Raw genomic sequence first — 23,464 nt, forward strand, 5'->3', positions numbered from 1 at the left:
AGGCTGGCGGAGCAGGGGAACGAGTTGCTGCGCCGGGAGGACGGGCTTGAGCTGCGTATAGCCGAGTTGAGCCGGGAAACTGCGGCGTTTGAAGAGGAATGCCTGCTCCTGATGGCGGAAGTCGGAGAAGCTGCGGAGCAAACGGCTTCTGGCTCAGAAGAGGCTGCGAAGAAGCCGGACGCAGACGTATCTCACGCTTCGTCCGGGATTTTATCTGATGCTGCATCGTCCGCTGCTTCGCCATCCGGCATTGGGGAGCCAGATTTAACGCTATCTGTGTCTACTGGCACTCCACAACCGGATAATGCGCCATCCGAAATCCGGACTAGAGCTGTATCGCTTCCCGGAGTGCCGCCTTCAGCCGCTGTACCGCCTGTCACCTCACCTGTTATCCCCACGGCGCTCTCACCGATCCGCTGGCTGGAGGAGAGAGCAGCGGCATGGGAGATGCTTAAGACGGCTCTTTTGCGCCGGGAAGACTTGATCTCCCGGCTGCGCGGGGCGAAGGAGGAACTGGAAGAGAGCCGACGGGAACAGGAAGCGCTCCGGCAGATTTGTGGTAATCTGCTGCGAGAAGGCGGGGCGAAAGACGGCGAAGATCTGCTTCGCCGGGCTGCAGCCCTGTCCCGGCGCCGGGAGCTGGAACGGTCGCTCCGGCACTCTGAGCTGGCCATGTTCGGAGGCAGGGACGAGGAAGAAAGGCAGGGACTTCTGGAGCTGCTGTCACTACAGGACGCTTACGCGCTGGAAGAAGAGAGGAAGCGGGAGGAGAGGGGGCTTGCCGAGCTTGAGGAACGAAGAAACGGACTGCTTCAGCTCCGGGGCAAGCTGCTGCAGGAAAGGGAGAACCTGAAGAAGGTCTGCCGGGAGGATACAACGCTTCAGCAGCTGGAGGAGCAGAAGGCGGCGCTGCGGGGTATCGCCGAGCAATATGCCGTTTCCGCGCTCGCGGCTGAATTGATCAGCCGGACAAGACGAATTTACGAGCGTGAGAAGCAGCCGCAGGTTCTGGCCTTGGCTTCCTCATATTTCGAGCGGCTGACCGGAGGAGAGTACCGGCGCGTCGTCATGACGCTAGGGAAGAAAGAGCTGAAAGCGGAGCACCGGGAAGCCGGCTTGCTGGACAGCGGGCTGCTGAGCCGGGGAACGGCGGAGCAGCTGTATCTGGCCCTGCGTCTGGCTCTCGCGGGAACGATGGACCGGCAGGACCCGCTGCCGCTGCTGTTTGACGATCTGTTCGTCAATTTCGATGAGCGGCGTCTGCATGCGGCGCTTTCACTCCTTGGCGAGCTGTCCTCTTCCCGCCAGGTCGTAATGCTGACCTGCCATCGTCATGTCGCCGAGGCGGCCGCCAGGCTGGTGACGGATGCCTCCGTTATCTCCGTGTAGATCGCGGAACCGGTTTGGAGGCGGGCAGCAGCTCCGTTTTTGGAGGCGCTCCCGATTTGCCCGGCGGAACCATGGGAGCAAGGATTAATTTGACCGCCCAGATAAGCGACAGCGCTCCGAACATCGGATAGAACAGCGCCAGCAGCGAGCTGAAGCCGAACTGGCTGAAGACATAGCAGGTCAGCATGACCGCAGGTGTAATGAAGGCGGATGAGATCGGCAGGCGCTGCGCCAGTTGTAGCGTGACGCCGTAAATATCGGCGACAAAGGTGCTGAATATTTCCAGAAAGATCAGCACCAGATACACAAGCTGCACCAGCGCTCCGAGACCGAAAGCAATGCTGCCCATCGGAATCTCAAATTTCAAGATGCCCGGCATATGCGCGCTCATGGCGAAATGCGCCGCCATCAGCATAAAGCCGATGCCCAGACCGCCGAGAATACCGCCATAGATAAGCGGCCGTTCATTTTGAGTATGCCGGGCCATCGGAACGAGGACGGCCTGTGACATTCCCAAATTGAACGCTGTATACAGAAAAGGTGACAGTCCGGCGGCAAAGGCGCTGCGTTTCGTGCCAAGCTGTAAAAAGTGATGCGCTCCCGGATGATCAAGCGTGTTGAAAATAATGATAAGCGACAAGGTCAGCATCAAAGGAACGACAATGCTGTTCATCTGCAGAATGCCGGAAATGCCTCTTTTCAGCAGAAGATAAGAGCCGATTACGGTCAGCACCAGCCCGGTTTGATAGTGGAGCCCGAGATGCTCCTCAAAAATCGCGCCCGCTCCGGCCAGCATAATGCTGTTCACCCCAATCAGAATAGCCAGGGTGAACAGGCTGATAATGCCGCCTACGTTCTTTCCGAACAGATGGCGGTTGAAATCCTCATAGGATTCCGCTCCGATCCGCTGGGCAAGAATCATCATTTTGGTGCCGAGCCAGATAAAGACCCCTGTGGCGAATACAATGGTCAGCGTTGCTAAGCGGCCGTACTGCGTGAAGAACTGGAGAATTTCCTGGCCGGTGGCGAATCCGGCTCCCACAATAGTGCCAATATAAGTGAAGGCGATTTGCAGCGTGCGGAGCATTTGTCTCATAACTCTCCCCCTAAAAGTTTTGCAAGCTTAAACCGCATTGGATATTCTTCGGCAAAACTGGCATCGGAAGCGTACACTAAGTTTTGCGAGCCTAAACCGCATTGGATATTCTTCGGCAAAACTGGTATCGGAAGCGTACACCAAGTTTTGCAAGCCTAAACCGTATGGACTACACTTTTGGCAGAACCGGCTTTAAATGTGTACGCTTAATTTTGTAAGTATCAGCCGTATCCTTTGATTTTTCGGTAAAATTGGCACCGGAAGCAGAGGCTTGCCTACTTGTGAAGCCTAAAAAATCAGTCTTTTGGATGCGCATTGCCCCATATGCTTGTGTACTCCGCATAGTACAGGTTATGATGTTGAGCAGAAGGACATGACTTCCGCCTGTTTTCGCCTGCGGGATTTTGACAGTGGAACGTCCGAACAAGAATGGATAATGGAGGCGTAAGCGTCATGGAAATATTGAAAAAGCGGATTTTGGAGGAAGGGATTGTCGTTTCCGATCAGGTGTTGAAGCTGGACGGGCTGCTCAACCATCAGGTCGACCCCGAGCTGACAATGGAGATGGGACGGGAATTTGCGAAGCTGTTTGCAGACCAGGGAGTAACCCGTGTTGTTACCGTGGAATCCTCGGGTATTGCCGTTGCATTTGCCACCGCGTATGAATTGAAGGTGCCGCTTGTCTTTGCGCGCCGCAAGAAAACACTTCTTGCCGACCCTGATGCGCTGTGCGAGCGGGTTCCGTCGTTTACGAAGGGGATCGTCACGGACATTATGATTTCACGCCAATTTATATCGCCCGAGGACAAAATTCTGTTCATCGACGATATTATCGCTAACGGCGATGCGGCCCGCGGCCTGATCAAGATCATTCATCGCTCGGGAGCGGAGCTCGTCGGACTTGGGGTGGTTGTGGAAAAATGCTTTGAGGCCGGTGCCCGTACGATCCGCGAACAGGGTGTACGTCTGGAATCGCTTATAAAAATCAAGTCCCTAGCCGGCGGAAGAATCGAATTCGAGCAGTAATCTATTGGGTTACAAATGGTGACGAATCTGAGAACAATGCCTATTTTTATAACTATTGCTTTCCACCCCATACATTTTCATTTATAATAAAGTCAGACATAGGAGAGGAGGCGTCACAATGGGGAAAGAACCGGTGACAGAACAATTCTTTATTGATAAATTAACCGAGGCCAAGGATCACTTCGAGCGTGCGCTCGATTGCAAGCACACGGAGTTTGACGATCTGTATCCCTATATGATCGAACATCCTCAATTCTTTTGGTACAAACGCTATGTTGCTTGGTCGGAACTTCTGACTATCGCAGGCTTGTGTGAAGAACTGGACTTCGCCTGGAGAGAGAAGTTTACAGCCAAACAAGTGGAGTATCTGGAACAACGTGTGATGTCCGCAAAAGTTCTGGACTTCTGGTTTGAGAAGAATGAAGCGCTGATATAGGTCAAACACAAAGAGGTGCATAGATATATGCATACCTCATTATTTAGATGAGACCCAATGATCTTTCATTGCGGTCTTTTTTATGTCATAATCCGATTCGGACACTTGCTATATGGTGTTCCGGATGAGAGGAGAACTTCGTATGATCAGCGATGAGCAGTTGAATGAATACCGCCTTTCAGGCGAGAAGATCCGGGTCATTCGCGATGCTCTGGAGAGCAATGACGTGATCGGGATTGTTATTGCGTGGGATGACAGCCACATTATGATCCGCAGACCCAACCGGAGGGTGGTCAAGCTGGACCGAGGTTATATGTTACAGCCCAATACCGAGCCGAGACGCAGCGTTTTCGGATAACGTGAGCAATAACAAGCTGTCCAGCAGCTGTAATTGAAACGGCTTTCGAGGTTTTCTCTCGAAAGCCGTTTGTTTTTTCTCAAGGCCGATTGCTGATCATTCTCATTGATTTAGACTGGAGTCAGAGTTAAGCTCGATGCTTGATATTTTCATTGAGTTCCACGAACGAGGCCCAGCAGCGCTTCATATAGAATATCCATTTCTTCATCCGTTCCAATCGTCACACGCAAATATTTATCGATCCTGGGCCTTGGAAAAAGACGCACGAAAATGTTCTGTCCCCGCAAAGCTTCATTTAGACTATCTGCCTCTGCTCTTGGGTGGGAGATTAACAAGAAATTCGTACTGGAGTCCACCACCTCAAATCCCGCTTGACGGAGGAGGGAGGTGATCCGGCTGCGGGTGGCTATAACGGTCTGAATATTCCGGGTGAACGTTTCCGTATCTTCAAGAGACGCTATGGCGCCCGCCTGGGCGATCCAGTCGACGGTGAAGCAGTTGATACAATCTCTGACGCGAATGAGCGCTTCAATTAAACTGCTGTGTCCCATGGCCAGACCGATCCGCAACCCTGCCAGCGACCGCGATTTGGAGAATGTGCGGATGATGAGCAGGTTGTCATATTTCGGAATCAGTCCAATTGACGTTTCTCCGCCAAAATCAATGTACGCTTCATCCACAATAACAACCGCCTGTTGATTCCGTTTCACAAGGGCTTCTATATTCTCTAAGGGAATGGCTTTGCCCGTAGGGGCGTTGGGGTTAGCCAATATAATTCCGTCATTATTGGTGAAAAAGCGGTCAACCGGCACATCGAAGCTTTCGGTCAGCGGAACCGTCCTGTACGATACCCCGAACAGCTTGGCGTACACTTCATAGAAATTATACGTAATATCGGGAAAAAGAATCGTATCCCCCGGATCGAAAAAGGCCTTGAAGCAAAAAGCCAGAATTTCGTCGGACCCGTTGCCGGCAAAAATCTGTTCCGCTGGAATGCCGTAATGGCGGCTGGCCGTTTCCCGCAAGCGGGAGCAATTCGGATCGGGATATAATCTCAGCTTGTCGGTAACGGCGGCTTTCATTGCATTCAGCACCTCGGGGGAAGGCGGGTAAGGATTCTCGTTCGTGTTTAACTTGACCAGTCTGCCTGCCCGGGGCTGCTCGCCCGGCACATAAGGCGCAATCCCCTTGATCGTCTCACTCCAGTATTTGTTCATTGCCGTTCCTCCCAACTCATAATCTGGCAAACGATGCGGATTCTCTATATGTATATGTGCCAGGCGGACGCGGAGGAACCATGCTGATGAAAAGGGTGAGCTGCAGAGCGGATGTAGAGAAAATAAAAAAACAGCCCATCACTTCCGTGATCGGGCTGGTGCTATCATGATAATCATCCGGCAGAATAATCAGATGGATACAGCCATATGGCTGGAATGCTCTTCCCGGGCTTGAATCGAGAACTCCCCGGCAAGTCCGAGATAGGCGCGCATTCTCAGCGTCATCTCCCGCCGGAAGCTCTGCCATTCAATCTGCATCTCTCCGGCAATACCCCGGCACTTATACTCGGCTTCAACACCATGCTGATTTTGCCGAACAGTTGTAATAACCACATTCTGAGAATCAAGCTCTCGCTTAACTTCCTGCAGCATGACAGCTGTCTTCTTTGCTCCGACGGAGACCATTTCCATATAGAGCTGTGGCATCTTAAATAGGCCGCTCTTCCCGATGGCCCGGCAGTCGCGCTCGAACACTTTATGAATAAACGTTAGCAGCAAGTAGCTTCTGACAAGAGACAGTTCTTCTTGGGTTGCTTCCCGGTTACGCTTTGCAATCGTCGCCATCTGAATCACCTCAATTGTAGCATGCGAACCTTTGTTCTTATTATACATCCAATTTATTCACGAAAGCAATATATATACATTAATTTATGGAAAATGTTATTTTAAAAAATATATTGACTGGTGTTTGTAATCATGGTATGATCTCTCTTGTGGCCGCATAAGCGTGCCTCGATAAAATACGCGGTCGTGGCGGAATTGGCAGACGCGCACGGTTCAGGTCCGTGTGGGCTAACCCCCCGTGGAGGTTCGAGTCCTCTCGACCGCATTGCCTAACATTTAAAAGGTTCGTAAAATTGCTCATGTAGCAGTTTACGAGCCTTTTTCTGTGCTTAGAAGGTTCAGGCTATTGCTCATCACCTGGGCCGAAGAAATCTTCCAGCTGTAATCCAGGTGAACGTAAATGTTGGCCGATGACTGTGGCTAAGTCACTCCCGAATCTCCTTCATGTTCACACCATAGCCAGAAGCAGGCTGGCGCAACTATGCCGAAGATCGTGAAACTGAATCCGCCGCAGCTTATGGTTTTCCAGCACAACCGGAATTTCAAGTCCCACGATTTCGCTCGGCACAAGCCAATATTATGATAAAGAGACATTTTTGAACCATTGGGTCTAACATGAAACAAGCTGGCGCCTATCGAGTAGACGCCAGCTTGGATAAAGCTAAGATATTGATGGATTAGAACGTTACGTCTTCTCCTCTAAACGCTGCAACGTATAGTTTTTTCATTTCTTCTACAGAGGTTTCGCGCGGGTTAGTGCTTGTGCATGGATCTTTCACCGCGTTTGCCGCCATGCTATCCACATGCGCGTTAAATAGCTCTTCGGATACGCCGTAGTCGCGGAGTGTACTTGGGATACCCATGTTGCGATTCAGCTCACGGATCCACGCCACCAGCGCGTCTACCAGTTCGTCCGTTGATTGACCGGTAAGACCGATCCGTTTGGCGATGGCTGCAAAGCGGTCGGAGACGACCGTACGGTTAAACTGGATGACGTACGGCAGATAAATCGCGTTGGCGCAGCCGTGCGGAATATCGAAGGTCGGACCGCTTTTATGCGCAAGACTATGAACGTTACCCAGCACCGCGTTGGCAAAAGCCATACCGGCCATGCCTTGGGCGATATGCATCGCTTTACGCGATTCTTGATTGCCTTCGTAGGAATGAAGAAGGTGCTGTTTCACCAGTTCGACCGATTCAATTGCCAGCGCATCCGTCAGTAGAGTGCGGGGCTTGGCAACATACGACTCGATGCCGTGAGTCAGTGCATCCATGCCGGTATATGCCGTTATATGTTTAGGCATCGATTCAACCAACACCGGATCGATGACCGCCAGATCCGGTGTCAATTCGAAATCGGCGAGGGGGTACTTGATACCCGTTTTCTCGTCGGTCACGACCGACAGGTTTGAAATTTCAGAAGCGCTGCCGCTTGTCGTCGGAATGCCGATGAATTTGGCTTTGGTCCGCAGTTTAGGCAGAGTGAACGGCCGGCTTGCTTCTTCGAAGGTAAGCTGCGGATGCTCATGGAAGACCCACATCGCTTTCGCAGCATCCATCGGCGAACCGCCGCCAATGCCGATTACCCAGTCCGGCTGGAATTCGTTCAGGGTTTTGACCCCTTCCATTACCATGGCAACGGTCGGTTCGGATACAATACCCTCGATCAATCGTGTTTCCAGGCCAGCTTCCGCAAGCAGACCTTCAATTTTGGCGAGGTTGCCGCTCAATTTGACGGAACCGCCGCCGATGACGAGTACAGCTTTTTTCCCCTCAAGTGTTTTGAGGATGTCCAAAGCCCCGTCCCCATAATAAATATCGCGTGGAATTGTAAAACGATTCATGTATACGCTCCTCTCCATAATTGCGTTCAGTAGTATTGAACGTTGCTTTCACTGTGCTCATCAGGCACAGGCTTTATTCTAAACACAAAGTTTCCAACAAGGAAGTACGCACTTTAATGTAAGGTAGTGACCTATAGTATACTATTGGGAGGAGGATGATTATGGCCAGTGAGGTAAAAGATCGAATCAATCTGAAGGAGATTAACTGCGAGAAGGAATTAACCCTGGCGGTCATAGGAGGGAAATGGAAGTTAATCATTCTGTGGCACCTAGGATTGGAAGGAACCAAACGGTTTAGCGAACTGAAAAAACGGATTCCCCACATTACGCAAAAAATGTTAACCAATCAGCTGCGCGAATTGGAAGAGGATCAGCTGATCCGCCGAAACGTATATCCCGAAGTTCCTCCTCGAGTGGAGTATACTTTGACGGAACACGGCGAAAGCTTAATGCCTGTATTGAAAATGATGTATGATTAGGGAAAAAATTATGGGGAGAAAATAATATGGAAAGAAGAACGGAATGAGTTGAGTAACTATATCAAAACGGCCGAAGAGTTCGGCGCGTAGTTTGTCCTAATTCCCGAGTTTTTTCAACCTAGTACATGTCGATCAGGAATAGAGACAAGCTTTAACGATAAATGACCTGCTGGAAGGTTCGTATAATTGCTCTTGTGGGCAGTTTACGAGCCTTTTTTGCGTGAAAGATTCAGACCGCTACTCATCATTTGGGCGAAACCTTCGAGCTTATCGGGTCCCGTCAATGTCGGAGTTCAATCCATATTATTCCTTTTATATACAATGTATGTTATTGTAATTATGGGAATGGTTGGAATGTCAAGAGAGATATCAATATGTGAAATTGTTCACTAATGAAAACCTGCACTTTATTATATCTATTTTTAAACTAAGAGATAAATTAAAGGAGTGGATTATTCATGAGCAAGCACGTAGCGCTAATATTTACCCCAATCGATAAACGTTATAAAGATGCCTTGACTCATTATGCGCCATCATTGGGATTAATTGCTTTGGAGAACTATTTAAGAAAGTATTCTCCTAACACCCGGATATCCATTATTGACGGCAGTGTCTCACATACTATGGATGATATCATCCATTTTTTGTACAAGGAAAAGCCCGACATTGTTGGTCAGAGCATCCAGCAGATCTCATATGAAAATGCTTTAACCATTGCTTGGCATGCCCGTGAAGTCGGCTGCTTGAATTTATTCGGGGGCCAACATGCTTCACAAATGGCTGAAGCCATTGTGTATAATCAAAATATAGTGGATTATGTTTGTGTCGGTGACGGCGAAGAGACATTACTCGGATTAGTTCAGGGAAGACCCATTAAAGAAATTCCTAACCTTGTCTTTTGCCGAAATAATACCATATTTAAAACTGACCCGTTTGAGCTGCAACTTGAGCAAGTTCCTCAGCTGGATTACTCGGCGGTAGCCTTTGAGCCCTATCAAGAGTTGCTCAAAGAGACGGATTTCACTAATCCCAATCCAATTACGAATTATCTCAGAATCTATTCCCATAAAGGTTGCGGCAATCGTAGAAATAGCGTTGGTTGCGTTTTTTGCGGACGTGCAGATCAAGGAGTAAGATTCAAATCACCCGCTCAATTTTGGGAGGATATTACGGTTGCCACGACTGTACATAAAGCTGATTATATTTTTGATGTTGGAGATGATTTTCTTTACGATCATGATTGGGTAGAACAAGTTGCAAAAATAAAGCCGGACATTGATCATAAGTTTGAATTGGGAATTTTTGCTCGCGCCAATCGGGTAACTCCCGATGCATGCCAGCATCTAAAAGAAATCGGCGTTTCGGATGTTGTCATTGGATTTGAATCTGGGGATGAACAAGTTTTAAAACTTTGTAACAAACGTGACACCTCTCCTGAAACCAGTGTATATGCCGCGCAGGTATTGGCAGAATCCGGAATCGATATTACTGCCAGCTTTGTTCTCGGCCTGCCTGGAGAAAATGCTCAATCATTAATCAAGACTATTGCATGTGCCAAAAATATTGTTGATATTATTACGCAAAGATTGGGAAGACCGCCTAGAGAAATGGTGGGGAATCTCATTGAACCAAGTCCGGGTTCGCCTATTCATCGCAGATTACTAAAAGCTTATCCCGATAAATACTATATGAAAGATCATATTCCGCTTGAAGAAATGCAAAGGGACTATTTTAAGTGCTATTTTGGATTGGACACCTTAGATTCTTACCGGTCATTTCGCAGACAGCTGCGAGAGGCTGCACTTGAAATTCATAGCTTAGTTTCTTTTTCTGATGCACAGGGCTGGTTGGCGGATGAATTCTGATTGGAGGCTGTCATGGGTTCGGCGTATTACGATTATAGGGAACGGAAAATTGTTGCTGTATTGACTACAGGTATTGAAGCTCCAATTGCCCTGAATGTCATCGGACATCTGTCTATCGCTATTGGGGCTTTTAAAGACGAGCATCTCATGGGCCAGCGGACGATTGAGGACGGATCGGGAATTCCTCATATGGGGATTTCAAGATATCCTTTCATTATCACGCATGCTAAACAAGGAAAATTGCGCATGGCAATTGAAAAAGCGAGAAGTATCAATGGTGTATATCTGGCTGACTATCCGAGACAAATGCTTACAACAGGCCATGAAGAGGAATTGATTGCGGAAATGAAGTTGCTCAAAGAAGAAGAAATAGAATACCTGGGTGCCATTTTTTACGGACCGACAGAGGAAATTAACACAATTACAGGTAAATTTTCATTATGGAAATAATTAGGTGATTATGAAAACTCTAAATAAAACTCAGGCCGATGTATTATTGATTTTATTCTCCGTTATATGGGGGCTTTCTTTTCCGATAACCAAAAGTGTTTTGTCGTATACTCCTGTTTTTTTATTTTTGGCATTTCGTTTCGGCTCCGCCGCGATATTTCTAGTCCTTGCTTTTTGGAAAAAAGCGAGACAAATCAATAAGGATACCATAATTGCGGGAATTCTAATCGGTATTTCTTTTTTTGGTTCTTTGACTTTTCAAGTCAGCAGTCTGCAATTCACGAGTTCATCCAATTCGGCCTTTATATGCGGTCTTAGTGTGATCCTCGTACCTGTTATTTCCACAAAAATATCTGGAAGAAAATTAAATAAGGGAACGCAAGCAGGAGTTGCTTTATCTCTCATTGGATTGTTTTTTATCTCGGGAAGCCTCCATTACAGCTTTAATCTGGGTGATTTATTAGCGTTGCTAAGCGCTTTGTGCATGAGCATCCAAATTATCCTGATTGAAAAATATTCTGCAAGATTAGATCCAGCAGTAATTGGCCTCTTGCAAGTTACTTTTTGTGCATGTCTTTATCTAATTATTGCTGTGGCGATGAAGCCGGCGTCCATTTCAATAACATCAGAACTTATTCTTGCAACTATTATTACTGGTGTGCTTGGAACTGCGGTTGCATATTCCGGATTGGTATATATTCAGAAGTTTACCTCTTCTACACATACAGTCATCATTTTTTCGACAGAGCCCGTCTTTGCGACGATCTTCTCTTTAATTTGGTGGAACCAGCATAACACCGTTGCTTCTCTTCAACTGAATACCATTTTAGGTTGTGTATTCATATTGGCCTCTGTTCTTATTACTGAATTGTGGAAAAAATGATGCCTCAAATGATTTTTAAGGATTCGGACGAACTATAAAGAAGCGGGCATCGATTACGGGATAACTTACCTGCCCAAGTTTAAAACGGCGCAGACGGTGGTGCAGTCGGCCGGCGTAGCGATCAGCGCGAATACGAAACATGAGGAGGCGGCTTATAAGCTGCTGTCCTGGTTAGCGGGTCCCGAAGGCCAGATTGCGCTGGCGAAGCAGGGCTATTCCTTGCCCGCCAACAAAGCGGCAGCTGACACGTATGTGCAAATTTTCCTCGACGCTCAAAAGTTCGGTAATATCCCGCCGTTTACGGCGAAGAAAACCGATCTCGTCTGGACCTACGGCGAGCAGGCGCTGAAGCTGCCGCTGGCCGGCGAGGGCGATCTGCAGGCCGCGCTTCAGGATTTGGCGGGCTTTTTTCGTTCCAGGGATATCATTCCTAATACCAGCCAATTGTCCCATTTTTGCCATTTACTTGTACTTTTATTCATAATTTAGTGTTATAATAGTGAGCGGATGTTTTCCTTAATAGGTGAGAGGCGTGATTTTGATAAAGGAGTGCAGCAAGGGTATGAGTAAAGCCAAGGTGCTTATCGCCGACGATGAAGATTATATTCGAAAGCTTGTCAAAAATGTACTTGAAAGCGATAACGTGCAGGTGATTCAAGCGGAAAACGGAAGCGAAGCGCTCAGAATAATCCGGAATCAGGTTTTTGATCTGATCATACTGGATATCGTGATGGATGATTACAACGGATATGACGTGCTTGGGAAAACCCGAGCCATGGGCATCTATACGCCCATCATCTTTCTTAGCGGTAAAAAGGAAGATACAGACCAGATTATCGGTTTTGGCCTGGGAGCCGACGCATATATTACGAAACCGTTCAGTCCGTCGGTGCTTTGTGCACAGGTTAAAAACCATATTAAGCGCTACCGCGAGCTGATCGAATTAAAGGACACGTATACGAAGCTGACTCAAGGTCCGTTCCTTTTCAATCTGAAATCCTATACATTTTATAAAAACGGTGCTGAAGTGCCGCTTTCTTCCAAGGAAGCTCTGCTGATGAAATTTTTCATGGAGAATCCCAACCAAGTATTCAGCAAGGAGCAGTTGTACCAAAACGTTTGGAAGGAAACGGTCATAGACGATAATACGATCATGGTCTACATCCGGCATTTGCGAATGAAAATCGAGGATAACCCCGAGAAGCCTAAGCATATACAGACCGTATGGGGTATTGGATACCGTTTCGCCGTGGATTAAGCAGGCTCGAAATACAAGCGGTTGGATTGGGAGATTTCCCGATCCGGCCGTTTTTTTGTATGGCGGGATTCTTAAAATATTTTAAGATTCAGTCAGAATACTTTAAGCTTTGTTCTTTATGATGAGGATATGTCTCGAGACAGTATCAAAATTGGATCACAACAGGAGATGATAGCGTTTGTTTATGATTTGTGAAAAAATGCCCTAATTAAGAGGAGGAAGAATATGATCAATAATCCGTTAGAACTCCCTCTGCAGCAACAACCGGTTTGGAAAAAGGTGTTAAGCTATCGGATTGGAGGAGTTATACCGGTAGGGGTGTATATTCCGTTTATGCTGGTGGTTTATTTTCTGATTCACAGCGGTCATTTTCCGCAAGATATGCTCGGCGCCGCATCCATTATGATGCTTTATGGTTTTATTCTGGGCGAAATCGGCAAGCGAGTTCCGATCCTTAAGGATCTCGGAGGCGCTCCCATTTTGGCGACTTTCGTACCGTCCTATATGGTCTATGCCGGACTGATGCCGCAAGCAGCAATTGATACCGTTACCGTTTTCATGGAACAAACCAACTTCCTGTACCTGTACATTGCCATCGTTATCTGCGGCAGCATTCTCGGGATGAATCGGGATTTAATGGTGAATGCGATCGTAAAGCTGTTCGTGCCGGTTATTGCCGGTACTCTTCTTGCCACAGGTGCAGGCATGCTTACAGGCATCGGTCTTGGGCTCGGCGCCTACAAAACATTCTTCTATGTGCTTGTTCCGATTATGGCCGGCGGCGTAGGGGAAGGTGCGATTCCGCTGTCCATTGGCTATAGCCAAATTCTAGGCACAACACAGGAAGAAAATTTCGCAGCCGTTATACCGGCAGTGATGCTGGGCAGCTTATGCGCGATTATTTTATCGGGGTTGTTGAACAAATTGGGGCAAAAGAAACCGGAGCTGTCAGGGAATGGCACATTGCTCAAATCAGGAGACAGCGACGTATTAAAGTATGCGGAGGACAAGGACAAAAAACCGATCAACCTGAACCAAATGGCAACAGGTGCCGTCATGGCCGTCGGTTTTTTCATGCTCGGGAACTTGGCGGCTGAAGCTGTTGGGCTGCCTGGTGTAATCGTTATGCTATTCGCTGCTGTTATTGTGAAGTATTTCAATCTTCTGCCAAAGCAGCTTCAAGATGGAGCGCAAATGATGCAGCGTTTCTTCGTCATCGCTGTAACTTACCCGCTGCTTCTTGGTATGGGCGTGGCTAAAACACCTTGGGAAAGCCTAGTTTCCGTATTGAGTCCCACTTATTTGATTACAATTGCCGTAACCGTCATCACCATGGTTGCAACGGGCTATTTTATAGGAAAGTGGATGAATATGTACCCGGTTGAAGCGGCGATTATTACCGGAACCCGCTGCAGCCAGGGAGGAACGGGCGATGTGGCGATTCTGACCGCTTGCGACCGGCTGCAACTGATACCCTTCGCACAGGTGTGTACCCGTCTAGGCGGCGCGGCTACTGTAACCGTGGCTATCTTCCTGCTTCGCTGGCTGACGCTCTGAGCAAATTCTTGCCGTTTATGGAACAGCCCGGAGGGAATGAGCCTGTATGCATTTCAACTTGAGAAAGCAGCTGAAACGGAAAAGCGTGCCTTATAACCTAGTATTATTTGCGCTTCCATTCATCGTTCTGATCCTCGTTCGGATGGCTTATTCGGTTTATATGGACAGCGAACGGACAGTGATCCGCCAGCAAGAGGAGCAACTGCTGACCATAGCCAAATTGACAAGCAAAAATCTGGAGGCTTCCTTTGAGGAGCAAATCCGCAATCTCGAAATTGTGGCGGGAAACCGCAGTGTCGCTGTTGGTTTGGCGGATAGTGACCCGGGGCCTGTACAACAAGCGATAGAAGCTTATTACAAGGCCAAGAAAGAAAGGGTTAACAGCATTATTGTGATCAACAGAGCGGGAAGCATAATGAACACCTATCCCCGAATGAACGATGCCGAAGCCCAAAAAATTTATGACCTGGTCAACGAAGATATCAAGCGGGCCATGCAGGAAAAGAGACCTTTGATTGGGGATGCGAAGCTAGAACAGCCGGAATCGTATGTATTGCCTATTATTCATCCGGTATTTCTGGACAATGAATATGAAGGCATGCTAATCAGCAGCGTGGATCTGAACGCCTTGTATGAACAGCTCGTCAAACCCGTCAAGGTTGGGATGAAAGGTTATATTCATGTGAAGAACGCTCAGGGGATTTATCTTATGAATCCGAAACGGGACAATATCGGGAAGTCCGTTGAGACCTTGAAGAGGATCTATCCGAACCTGGATTACAAGGACCTCGACAGGCTGATAGCTATGCAGATGAGCCGGGAGGAAGGGTCCGCGGTATACAATTCTTACTGGTGGATGGGTAAGGATCTCAAAAAAACAAAAAAATTCGAATCTTTTTCCAGGCTCCGATTTAATGAGTTCTTTTGGGTCGTTACCGCCGTTATGGATTATGAAGAGGTAAAAGGCCCGATCGCTCAAAGCAGGAGTAGGCTCCTTGAGATCTTTGCCACGATTCTGCTGATCCTATCCTGTGCTTTCTTCATTATTATGAAGACTCAGCGAAAAAAAGCGGCACTGGAAGTGGAAACCAAATATTTGCGGAAGTTGAATTCCACCAACGAGGAATTAAGAAAGAAAGATATGCAGTTGCTGCATTCCCAGAAACTTCAGGAACTCGGCATGCTTACCGGGGGTATCGCCCATAATTTCAACAACCTGTTGACTCCGATTCAGGGTTATTCGGAAATCATTTTGCACAAGCTTGACCCCAAGGATGAGATCCATGAGTATGTGAACGAGATCTACGAAGCTTCCGAGAAGGGCAGGAACATCATCGAGCAGATTCTCGTCTTCAGCCGTTCCGACAGCGGTAAAGGCAAGCATGCAGCCGTAAGTTTAGAAGAACTTATTGCTGAAACGCTAAACTTGGTGAAGCCGATTATTTCCCCCAATATCAAAGTGATTTTCGAAAAGAAGGGCGGCTCATCGGCGATTCTTGCCAATAAAGTACAGATTCAGCAGGTAATTATGAATCTGTGCAACAATGCCTGTCATGCCATGAAATATAACGGCGGAGTATTGAATGTCACGCTGGAGAATGTGCCCGCACAGGAGCTTGAGCAAATTCAGGACGAAGTTACTGATACGTCTGCCGCATATGTGAAATTTTCGATTTCCGATACGGGTCACGGGATGAGCAAGGACACCATGTCTCGAATCTTCGACCCGTTCTTTACGACAAAGGTTGCAGGTGAAGGCACAGGGCTGGGACTGTTCGTCGTTTACGGCATCATCAAAAATCACAATGGCTTTATTACGGTGGATAGTGCAGAAGGGAAAGGAAGCTCCTTTACGGTCTACCTCGCTCAGGTACGGTCGCTGAATGCCGGCCGGCAATCGGATCTGCCGCCCGTTACTGTAGAGCCTAAAAGCATTCTTTTGATCGAAGACGACAGGAAAGTATTGAAGGCCATGAGAAGAGCTCTTGAGTCGGTGAGCTATAAGGTGTTCCCTGAGCAAGACAGCATCGAAGCGCTGAAAATTTTCGAGCAGGCCCCGTCCCGGTTTGACGTTGTCATTACCGACCAGGCTATGCCTTACATTAAAGGTCTGGAGCTTGCGGAACGGATGAAGGCGCTGCATCCCCGGATCAAGATCGTCCTGGTGACGGGATTGGTCGAGGAAAATGTTACCCGGTACAAGGAACGTCTGATTATAGACGATTATATGTGCAAACCAGTTACGGGCTCGGGATTGGCAAGGGTGATCAGTGACATTTTCCGGTCCTCGTAAGTCGGCATTACAAAAAGCACATTATCAAAAGAGGTGTTTCATTTGAAGATCAAACAGACGTCTATTGCAGGCACGCTGGAATCAAGCGACATATCCATTGCCGTCGAAGATAATGATGGCAGAGGGATCGAGATCGAACTTGTCAGCACGGTTGAAAACCAGTTTGGCGGTCAAATCCGCAAAGTAATCCGGGAAACGCTGGAAGGATTGGGAGTCAAGGACGTATTGGTGCGGGCCAATGACAAAGGCGCTCTGGATTGCACCATTCAAGCAAGAGTCAAGACAGCGGTAGGCCGTGCGGTTGATGGGAACCTCCGCCCATGGGAGGAGAAATAAATGAGCAGGCTTAGAAGAACGATGCTTTATGTACCTGGCAATAACCCGGGAATGATCCAGGATGCTCATATATACGGCGCGGATTCCATAATGATTGACCTGGAGGATTCGGTTTCGCTGAATGAGAAGGACGCCGCACGTCTTCTCGTCTATCATGCCTTGAAGACATTGGATTTCGGCAGCACCGAGATCCTGGTGAGAGTCAACCCGCTTAATACCCCCTACGGGAGAGACGATTTCGAAGCCATCGTAAGAGCCAAGCCGGATGCAATCCGGCTGCCCAAAACCGAAACGTCCGCAGATGTGATCGAAGCGGATGAGCTGATATCCGAAATTGAGACAAAGATTGGTTTGCCCTGCGGCACCATTAAACTGTTTGCGGCCATCGAAAGCGCCAAGGGGGCCTTGAACGCCGAGCAGATTGCCACGGCAAGCAGCCGTCTGATCGGGATCGCGATCGGAGCGGAAGATTTCGTAACGGATCTGAAGACAACCCGTTCCCGGGAGGGAATCGAATTGCTTACGGCCCGCAGCTTCGTCTTATTCGCCGCCAGGGCAGCAGGGATAGCTGCGGTCGATACCGTATTCTCCAACGTGAAGGATGATGAAGGATTCGCGGGGGAAGTGAAGTTGATCAAGCAGCTTGGTTTTGACGGTAAATCGATCATCAATCCGCGCCAGATCGAAATTGTCCATCGGATCTATACGCCGACGGAAGATGATGTGGAGAAAGCGCAGCATGTTATTGAAGCTATAGAAGAAGCGGAAGCCAACGGTTCCGGTGTCATTAGCCTGAACGGGAAGATGATTGACAAACCGGTCGTGGAACGGGCCCGCAGGGTGCTGGATCTTGCGGCTGCTGTAAAAATATAAGCGAAAAAAGGTGAATGTTATGTTTAACAAGGCGGGAAGAAAAATTCCATCGTTTATTGACGGGATCGGACCGCTTGTCCCCTACCGCGAGAAAGCGGCCAACGGCCAGTATAAAAATACGGAGAGATCGAAGGACCGCCAGCATAACCCGTCCAGGGACAAAGTCATGGGCTCCATCGAACAGGTCATTGAAGCGATCGGCTTAAAGGATGGGATGACGATATCCTTCCACCATCACTTCCGGAACGGGGATTATATCGTCAATATGGTTATGGATGTTATCGCCAAAATGGGAATTCGCGATCTTACGGTTGCGGCCAGTTCCCTCACCGACATCCATGCCCCTCTGGTAAAACATATCCAAAGCGGTGTTGTCCGTAGAATCGAAACAAGCGGACTGAGAGGCGAGCTTGCCCATGCTTACTCCTGCGGGATGTTTGACATTCCCGTCATAATTAATTCCCATGGCGGACGGGCGCGTGCTATTGCGTCGGGAGAATGTCCGATTGACGTCGCCTTTCTGGGCGTGCCTTCCTGCGATCCTTACGGAAACGCCAACGGCTATTCCAGAGGAGACGATGCGGCCTCCGCTTGCGGTTCGCTCGGTTATGCCAAAGTAGACGCCCAGCATGCCAAGAATGTCGTTCTCATTACTGACAATCTTGTAAGTTACCCGAATGTGCCCTTTGGGATACCTGAGTCTCAAGTGGATTATGTGGTGGTGGTGGATTGTATCGGCGATCCCAAGGGCATTGTATCGGGTGCAACCCGGTACACCAGCAATCCGAAGGAACTGCTGATCGCAAGGCATGCTGCCGACGTAATCGGTGCCTCCGGCTATTTTTACGACGGCTTTTCGATGCAGACCGGATCCGGAGGAGCATCTCTGGCTACTACACGTTTCCTGCGGGAAAAGATGCTTGCCGCGAACGTCAAGGCCAGTTTCGCTCTTGGCGGAATTACCCAGCAAATCGTCGATCTCCATGAAGAGGGGTTGATTCATAGGCTGCTGGATGTCCAGAGCTTTGACCTGAGGGCGGTGGAATCCTTAAAGAACAACAGGTTCCACCACCAAATCGATGCTGAATATTATGCAAGCCCCGACAACGCGGGATGTGCGGCCCACCAGCTGGACGTGGTTGTATTGAGCGCCCTTGAGATTGATCTGGAGTTTAATGTGAATGTTATCACAGGCTCCGACGGTATGATTCGGGGAGCATCCGGGGGCCATTGCGATACAGCAGCGGGAGCGGCCGTATCCATTATCGTCGCGCCGCTCATCCGCGGCCGCATGCCATCGATTCTGGACAGGGTCAACACGATCATAACGCCGGGTCATACGGTGGATGTTCTGGTAACAGACCAAGGCATTGCGGTCAATCCGCTGCGGCAAGATTTGCTGAATAACCTGAAGTCGGCCAAACTCCCGGTTGTGTCCATCGAAGAGCTAAAGGAAAGGGCAAACCGGGTCGTTGGCCATCCTGAGCCGATCAAGTGGGCGGATAAGGTCGTGGGCGTTGTCAAATACAGGGACGGGGCGGTTATCGATGTTATACGCCAGGTCAAGTAAGAAACGATAAGGGCCGAATGGATCTGGATCAATCAATTACATGTTCATGCTGGAGGTTGGGACAAATGAGTATAAGGGAAGAAGCGCTACAGGCGCACAGGATCAGCAACGGCAAGCTGCAAATTGCAGCGAAAATTCCGCTTAATAACAAGCACGATCTGGCGCTGGCGTATACGCCGGGGGTAGCGGAACCTTGCAAAGAAATTGCTAAAGACAAAGAAAAGGCCTATGAGTACACGATTAAAGGCAACACCGTCGCCATTCTAACGAACGGGACGGCCGTTTTGGGGCTTGGCAATATCGGCCCCGAGGGGGGATTGCCCGTCATAGAAGGCAAAGCGCTGCTGCTTAAGGAGTTTGGCAACGTAGACGCATTCCCGATCTGTATCGACAGCCTTGATCCCGATGAAATTGTAAGAACCGTACAAGTCATCGCACCAGGTTTCGGAGGTATTCATCTGGAGGATATTAAAGCGCCTGAATGCTTCTACATCGAGGAGAAGCTGAAGGAAACGCTGAATATTCCCGTATACCATGACGACCAGCACGGGACTGCGGTTGCGGTGCTCGCGGGTCTGTATAACGCAATGAAGATTGTTGATAAAGCTCTGGATAGCATACGTATCGTGATCAACGGCGCGGGCGCGTCGGGTATCGCCATCGCGAAACTGCTGCTTGCGGCGGGGGCGAAGCATATTGTGATGTGCGATATCGACGGCGCGATTTCGGAAAACGCCGGATCAATGAACGAGGCCCAGGAAAGAATCGCAAAAGTCACGAACAGAGATTTTGAGACAGGAACTCTTGAAGAAATCATTAAAGGCAAGGATGTCTTCATTGGGGTGTCGGTTGAAGGGGTGTTGACAAAGGAAATGGTGCAAACGATGAATTCGGACAGCATCGTTTTTGCCCTCGCCAACCCTGTGCCGGAAATTATGCCAGAGGATGCTTATCAAGGCGGAGCAAGAATTGTGGCGACAGGCAGATCCGATTTTCCCAATCAGATCAATAACCTCCTGGTATTCCCGGGTATTTTCAGAGGCGCTTTGGAGGCAAGAGCCCGGGATATTACGGACGAGATGAAGCTTGCCGCAGCTCAAGGCATCGCCGGGCTGGTGAAGGATGAGGAACGGAATGAACACTACATCGTTCCGGACGCTTTCGACAAGAGCGTGAGCCGTGCCGTCAGCGAAGCGGTGATCCGAATCGCCCGGGCGGCGGGAGCCGCAAGGAAATAATTCGCATGTGGAAATTGGAAATGAAGGAGCGGGTTCTTAAGCTGGAGTCGGGCAGGGATAAGGACAAACTGATTGCTTTTTTGAAAACCCGGGGTCTTACGCTGGATAGAGACATTCAGTACGCTGTGGCGATTGAAGAGGAGGGACGTATTGTCGCAACGGGAGCTTTTTCGGGAAGGGTGCTGAAATGCATCGCTGTAGACGAAGCGTATGCAGGCAGGGGATTGTCCGCCCGTATTATGAATCACTTGATCCGTGAGCAGTATAGAAGAGGCAGATCCCGTCTCTTTATGTTCACGAAACCCAAGAACAAGATGATATTCTCCGAACTCGGCTTTCACATCGTTGTCGAGACACCTACTGCTGTTCTGTTGGAGAACCGGAAGGATGGCTTAAGCCGGTATCTGGATGAAATCGGGAGAGAGTGCGGGTATGGGGATGAAGTTCATGTGGAAGAGCTTCATACTGCAGGCGCGGTAGTTGTCAACGGCAATCCTTTTACGCTGGGGCATCGGTACTTGATCGAATACGCTGCCGCGAGGGTACAAAAGCTTCACGTATTCGTGGTATGGGAAGACCGGTCTGTGTTTCCGCAGGAAATCAGATACAGGCTGATTGAGGAGGGCACCAGGCATCTATCCAACGTGGTGCTTCACCAAGGGCGGGACTATATTATATCCGACGCGACCTTCCCGTCCTACTTCCTCAAAAAAGATGAGGATGCGGCCGAGGTCCATGCCGAGCTGGATCTAACCTTGTTTTCCCGGCATATCGCGCCCCATTTGCAGATCACCAAGCGGTTTGTCGGGGAGGAACCCTCCTGTAAGGTAACCCGAACCTATAACAGAATCATGAAAAAGCTGCTTCCTGCATGGGAGATCGAAGTGGAGGAAGTGCCCCGGATTTGCAACGGCCAGGAAGCGATAAGCGCATCACGGGTGCGGGAGCTGATCCGGAAGGGGGATGTGATTGCGGTGAAAGAGCTTGTTCCGGAGACCACTTACCGGTTCCTGCAATCACCGGAGGCCGGTGAGGTCATTCGTTGCATACGGGGAGGATTGCGATGACAGATTCAGATGATGAGTTTGAAGTAACGCTGGAAGAGATGCTGAAAGCGCGGGACCGCAGAGCGGCTAAACAGAGACAACTCTTCCTGACCCATTCGCTGCCGCTGATTTCCATGACGGTCAATATTCCCGGTCCCAGGAAATCGACTTTAATGAGCCGGCGGATTTTTCGGGAGGGTTACGATGCGTTGCTTGAGCGGCTTGCCGGGACCGATATGAAGCTGGTCTTTAAACAGATAGACGACCTGATCACAGGTCCCGAAGGATATATTATTGTCAATGCGGATGAACGGATCCTGAAGCAGTTTGCCGTTCAAATAGAGACGATTCACCCTCTCGGCAGATTGCTTGATATTGACGTTCTGGGAAGATCCGGTCAACCCATTTCGAGAAGCGATTTGGGTTATCCACGCCGAAAATGTCTGTTGTGCAGACAGGATGCGCACATTTGCGGAAGAAGCAAGGCCCATTCCTTAAATGAACTTTTGTACGCCATTCGTTCCATCGCTGATGCCTATTTTCAGGAAGCATGCGGTTCGCAGGTCGATATTCGCTGCACCATTAAGGAAGTGTGGAAGCAGAAGGGGAGTATGTCTATCAATGAAAATGCAGAAGACGGAAATTAGCGGGAAGCTGGGAAAGACGGCGGTGCTGTCGCTGTTGCTTGAAGTTTCCTCCAGCCCGAAACCGGGCCTGGTTGACCGGTTTAATTGCGGCGCTCACCGGGATATGGACTTTTTCACCTTTATGGAGAGTTCGGCCGCATTATCCGGCTATTTCGTCAAATGTGCGCTATTGGGCACGGAATTTCAGGGAGATCATCCTAAGGAACTGTTCCGCAGCTTGCGCCCCGTCGGAATTGCAGCCGAAAGGACGATGTTTCAAGCCACGGGAGGCGTGAATACCCATAAAGGTCTTGTATTTTCGCTCGGGATCTTATGCGCGGCTGCGGCACACCTCATGGCGGTGCTTGAAACGGAACTGCTGGATGCGGAAGAACTCTGCGGACTGATCGCCAACATGACGGAGGGGTTAAGCCGCGGTGAGCTGGCATCCATGAACAAATCCGCAGGACTCTCCAACGGGGAGAAGCTGTACCGTAAATACGGCTTAAAGGGGATACGCGGAGAAGTGGAAAGGGGATTTCCCACGGTCAGAAACGGATCACTCCCGGTTTTCCGGCAGTTAAAGGCGGCGAACGCGCACCATATGAACGAGATCTGCGCGCAGACCCTGCTTCACTTAATGGCTGTTAATGAGGATACGAATGTTGTGGCAAGACATGATTTGGATACGCTGGAGTATGTCCGGCAGTATGCCCGCCGAGTTTTGGAAGCCGGAGGGGTGCTGACGGAAGCGGGCAAATCAATGGTTCTTCTTATGGATAAGGATTTCATCAAAAGAAATATCAGTCCTGGCGGGTCGGCAGATTTGTTGGCCGTTACCGTCATGCTGGATCGGATTTGCATATCCAGGGACCGCTGTTGACGGATTTGAAAAGGCTGCTGCTGCAGTTTATGCCTGTCGATGAGGAGTGAACGCTTGAAATGGAGGTATGGTTTGCTTTTCATGCGAAGGCTTTGGATTATCCGGAATTAACCGATG

At 49.2% G+C, this 23,464-nt stretch carries 22 protein-coding genes, 1 tRNA gene and 1 pseudogene; 20 read left to right on the forward strand and 4 right to left on the reverse strand.

Annotated elements, in window-relative coordinates:
* A pseudogene (locus L691_RS33025) lies at window positions 1-1,389 on the forward strand (hypothetical protein); the annotation flags it as partial.
* Here the strand turns inward: L691_RS33025 and L691_RS0120115 are convergent.
* Window positions 1,376-2,485, reverse strand: a complete 1,110-nt coding sequence (locus L691_RS0120115; RefSeq protein WP_025692153.1) for a YkvI family membrane protein — start codon at window positions 2,483-2,485, stop codon at window positions 1,376-1,378. The pseudogene L691_RS33025 and the gene L691_RS0120115 sit on opposite strands and share 14 nt — an antisense overlap.
* Before the next feature lie 453 nt (window positions 2,486-2,938).
* Here L691_RS0120115 and L691_RS0120120 point away from each other — a divergent pair, with 453 nt between their 5' ends.
* The 3 genes from L691_RS0120120 to L691_RS0120130 all read left to right on the forward strand — a co-directional run bounded on the left by L691_RS0120120 (window position 2,939) and on the right by L691_RS0120130 (window position 4,305).
* Complete coding sequence (locus L691_RS0120120) at window positions 2,939-3,511, forward strand: xanthine phosphoribosyltransferase (RefSeq protein ID WP_025692154.1); 573 nt, start codon at window positions 2,939-2,941, stop codon at window positions 3,509-3,511.
* A gap of 118 nt (window positions 3,512-3,629) precedes the next feature.
* A complete protein-coding gene (locus L691_RS0120125; RefSeq protein WP_025692155.1) occupies window positions 3,630-3,947 on the forward strand; it encodes a hypothetical protein in 318 nt (105 codons plus the stop codon).
* Between the two features lie 142 nt (window positions 3,948-4,089).
* A complete protein-coding gene (locus tag L691_RS0120130; protein WP_025692156.1) occupies window positions 4,090-4,305 on the forward strand; it encodes a hypothetical protein in 216 nt (71 codons plus the stop codon).
* Window positions 4,306-4,454: 149 nt separating this feature from the next.
* Here L691_RS0120130 and hisC read toward each other — a convergent pair whose 3' ends face one another.
* Together hisC and L691_RS0120140 are read right to left on the reverse strand one after the other, a co-directional pair.
* The gene (hisC, locus tag L691_RS0120135) at window positions 4,455-5,522 is read right to left on the reverse strand and encodes a histidinol-phosphate transaminase (RefSeq protein ID WP_025692157.1); all 1,068 of its coding nucleotides are present in this window, start codon (window positions 5,520-5,522) and stop codon (window positions 4,455-4,457) included.
* 189 nt (window positions 5,523-5,711) lie between these two features.
* Window positions 5,712-6,146: a hypothetical protein gene (locus L691_RS0120140; RefSeq protein WP_025692158.1), complete on the reverse strand. Its 435-nt coding sequence runs from the start codon at window positions 6,144-6,146 to the stop codon at window positions 5,712-5,714.
* Window positions 6,147-6,326: 180 nt separating this feature from the next.
* Here L691_RS0120140 and L691_RS0120145 point away from each other — a divergent pair.
* Window positions 6,327-6,411: transfer RNA gene (locus L691_RS0120145), tRNA-Leu, on the forward strand.
* Between the two features lie 412 nt (window positions 6,412-6,823).
* On the opposite strand, the gene L691_RS0120150 is transcribed toward L691_RS0120145, so the two are convergent.
* Window positions 6,824-7,990 carry an iron-containing alcohol dehydrogenase gene (locus L691_RS0120150; RefSeq protein WP_025692159.1) on the reverse strand — a complete coding sequence of 389 codons (1,167 nt, stop codon included), beginning with the start codon at window positions 7,988-7,990 and terminating at the stop codon, window positions 6,824-6,826.
* 161 nt (window positions 7,991-8,151) lie between these two features.
* Here L691_RS0120150 and L691_RS29570 point away from each other — a divergent pair, with 161 nt between their 5' ends.
* From L691_RS29570 to citG, 15 genes are all read left to right on the forward strand, one after another.
* Window positions 8,152-8,469, forward strand: a complete 318-nt coding sequence (locus L691_RS29570) for a winged helix-turn-helix transcriptional regulator (RefSeq protein ID WP_051459413.1) — start codon at window positions 8,152-8,154, stop codon at window positions 8,467-8,469.
* Between the two features lie 458 nt (window positions 8,470-8,927).
* Entirely contained in the window at window positions 8,928-10,334 is a 1,407-nt protein-coding gene (locus L691_RS0120160) for a B12-binding domain-containing radical SAM protein (protein WP_025692160.1), read from the forward strand.
* Window positions 10,335-10,346: 12 nt separating this feature from the next.
* Window positions 10,347-10,784, forward strand: a complete 438-nt coding sequence (locus tag L691_RS0120165) for a DUF2000 domain-containing protein (RefSeq protein ID WP_025692161.1) — start codon at window positions 10,347-10,349, stop codon at window positions 10,782-10,784.
* 10 nt (window positions 10,785-10,794) lie between these two features.
* Window positions 10,795-11,667: a DMT family transporter gene (locus tag L691_RS0120170; RefSeq protein WP_036737457.1), complete on the forward strand. Its 873-nt coding sequence runs from the start codon at window positions 10,795-10,797 to the stop codon at window positions 11,665-11,667.
* 21 nt (window positions 11,668-11,688) lie between these two features.
* Window positions 11,689-12,156 (forward strand): extracellular solute-binding protein, encoded by a 468-nt coding sequence (locus L691_RS0120175; RefSeq protein ID WP_269634875.1) that lies wholly within the window; start codon window positions 11,689-11,691, stop codon window positions 12,154-12,156.
* Between the two features lie 73 nt (window positions 12,157-12,229).
* Entirely contained in the window at window positions 12,230-12,925 is a 696-nt protein-coding gene (locus tag L691_RS0120180; RefSeq protein ID WP_025692164.1) for a response regulator transcription factor, read from the forward strand.
* Between the two features lie 225 nt (window positions 12,926-13,150).
* A complete protein-coding gene (locus tag L691_RS0120185) occupies window positions 13,151-14,482 on the forward strand; it encodes a 2-hydroxycarboxylate transporter family protein (protein ID WP_025692165.1) in 1,332 nt (443 codons plus the stop codon).
* 46 nt (window positions 14,483-14,528) lie between these two features.
* Window positions 14,529-16,775: an ATP-binding protein gene (locus tag L691_RS0120190; RefSeq protein ID WP_025692166.1), complete on the forward strand. Its 2,247-nt coding sequence runs from the start codon at window positions 14,529-14,531 to the stop codon at window positions 16,773-16,775.
* Between the two features lie 42 nt (window positions 16,776-16,817).
* Window positions 16,818-17,111: a citrate lyase acyl carrier protein gene (gene citD / locus L691_RS0120195; RefSeq protein WP_025692167.1), complete on the forward strand. Its 294-nt coding sequence runs from the start codon at window positions 16,818-16,820 to the stop codon at window positions 17,109-17,111.
* On the forward strand, window positions 17,112-17,984 hold the full coding sequence (citE, locus tag L691_RS29575) for a citrate (pro-3S)-lyase subunit beta (protein WP_036737455.1): 873 nt from the start codon (window positions 17,112-17,114) through the stop codon (window positions 17,982-17,984).
* A gap of 19 nt (window positions 17,985-18,003) precedes the next feature.
* Entirely contained in the window at window positions 18,004-19,554 is a 1,551-nt protein-coding gene (citF, locus tag L691_RS0120205) for a citrate lyase subunit alpha (protein ID WP_025692168.1), read from the forward strand.
* A gap of 65 nt (window positions 19,555-19,619) precedes the next feature.
* Complete coding sequence (locus tag L691_RS0120210) at window positions 19,620-20,792, forward strand: NAD(P)-dependent malic enzyme (RefSeq protein ID WP_025692169.1); 1,173 nt, start codon at window positions 19,620-19,622, stop codon at window positions 20,790-20,792.
* Between the two features lie 5 nt (window positions 20,793-20,797).
* Window positions 20,798-21,859 carry a [citrate (pro-3S)-lyase] ligase gene (gene citC / locus L691_RS0120215; protein WP_025692170.1) on the forward strand — a complete coding sequence of 354 codons (1,062 nt, stop codon included), beginning with the start codon at window positions 20,798-20,800 and terminating at the stop codon, window positions 21,857-21,859.
* Window positions 21,856-22,485, forward strand: a complete 630-nt coding sequence (citX, locus tag L691_RS0120220; protein WP_025692171.1) for a citrate lyase holo-[acyl-carrier protein] synthase — start codon at window positions 21,856-21,858, stop codon at window positions 22,483-22,485. The genes citC and citX overlap by 4 nt, the downstream gene beginning before the upstream one ends.
* Window positions 22,460-23,347 (forward strand): triphosphoribosyl-dephospho-CoA synthase CitG, encoded by an 888-nt coding sequence (citG, locus tag L691_RS0120225; protein ID WP_232229233.1) that lies wholly within the window; start codon window positions 22,460-22,462, stop codon window positions 23,345-23,347. Before citX ends, citG begins: the two co-directional genes overlap by 26 nt.
* The last annotated feature ends 117 nt before the right edge of the window (window positions 23,348-23,464 follow it).

The sequence above is a fragment of the Paenibacillus zanthoxyli JH29 genome, assembly GCF_000520715.1.
Lineage (GTDB): Bacteria > Bacillota > Bacilli > Paenibacillales > Paenibacillaceae > Paenibacillus_AQ > Paenibacillus_AQ zanthoxyli.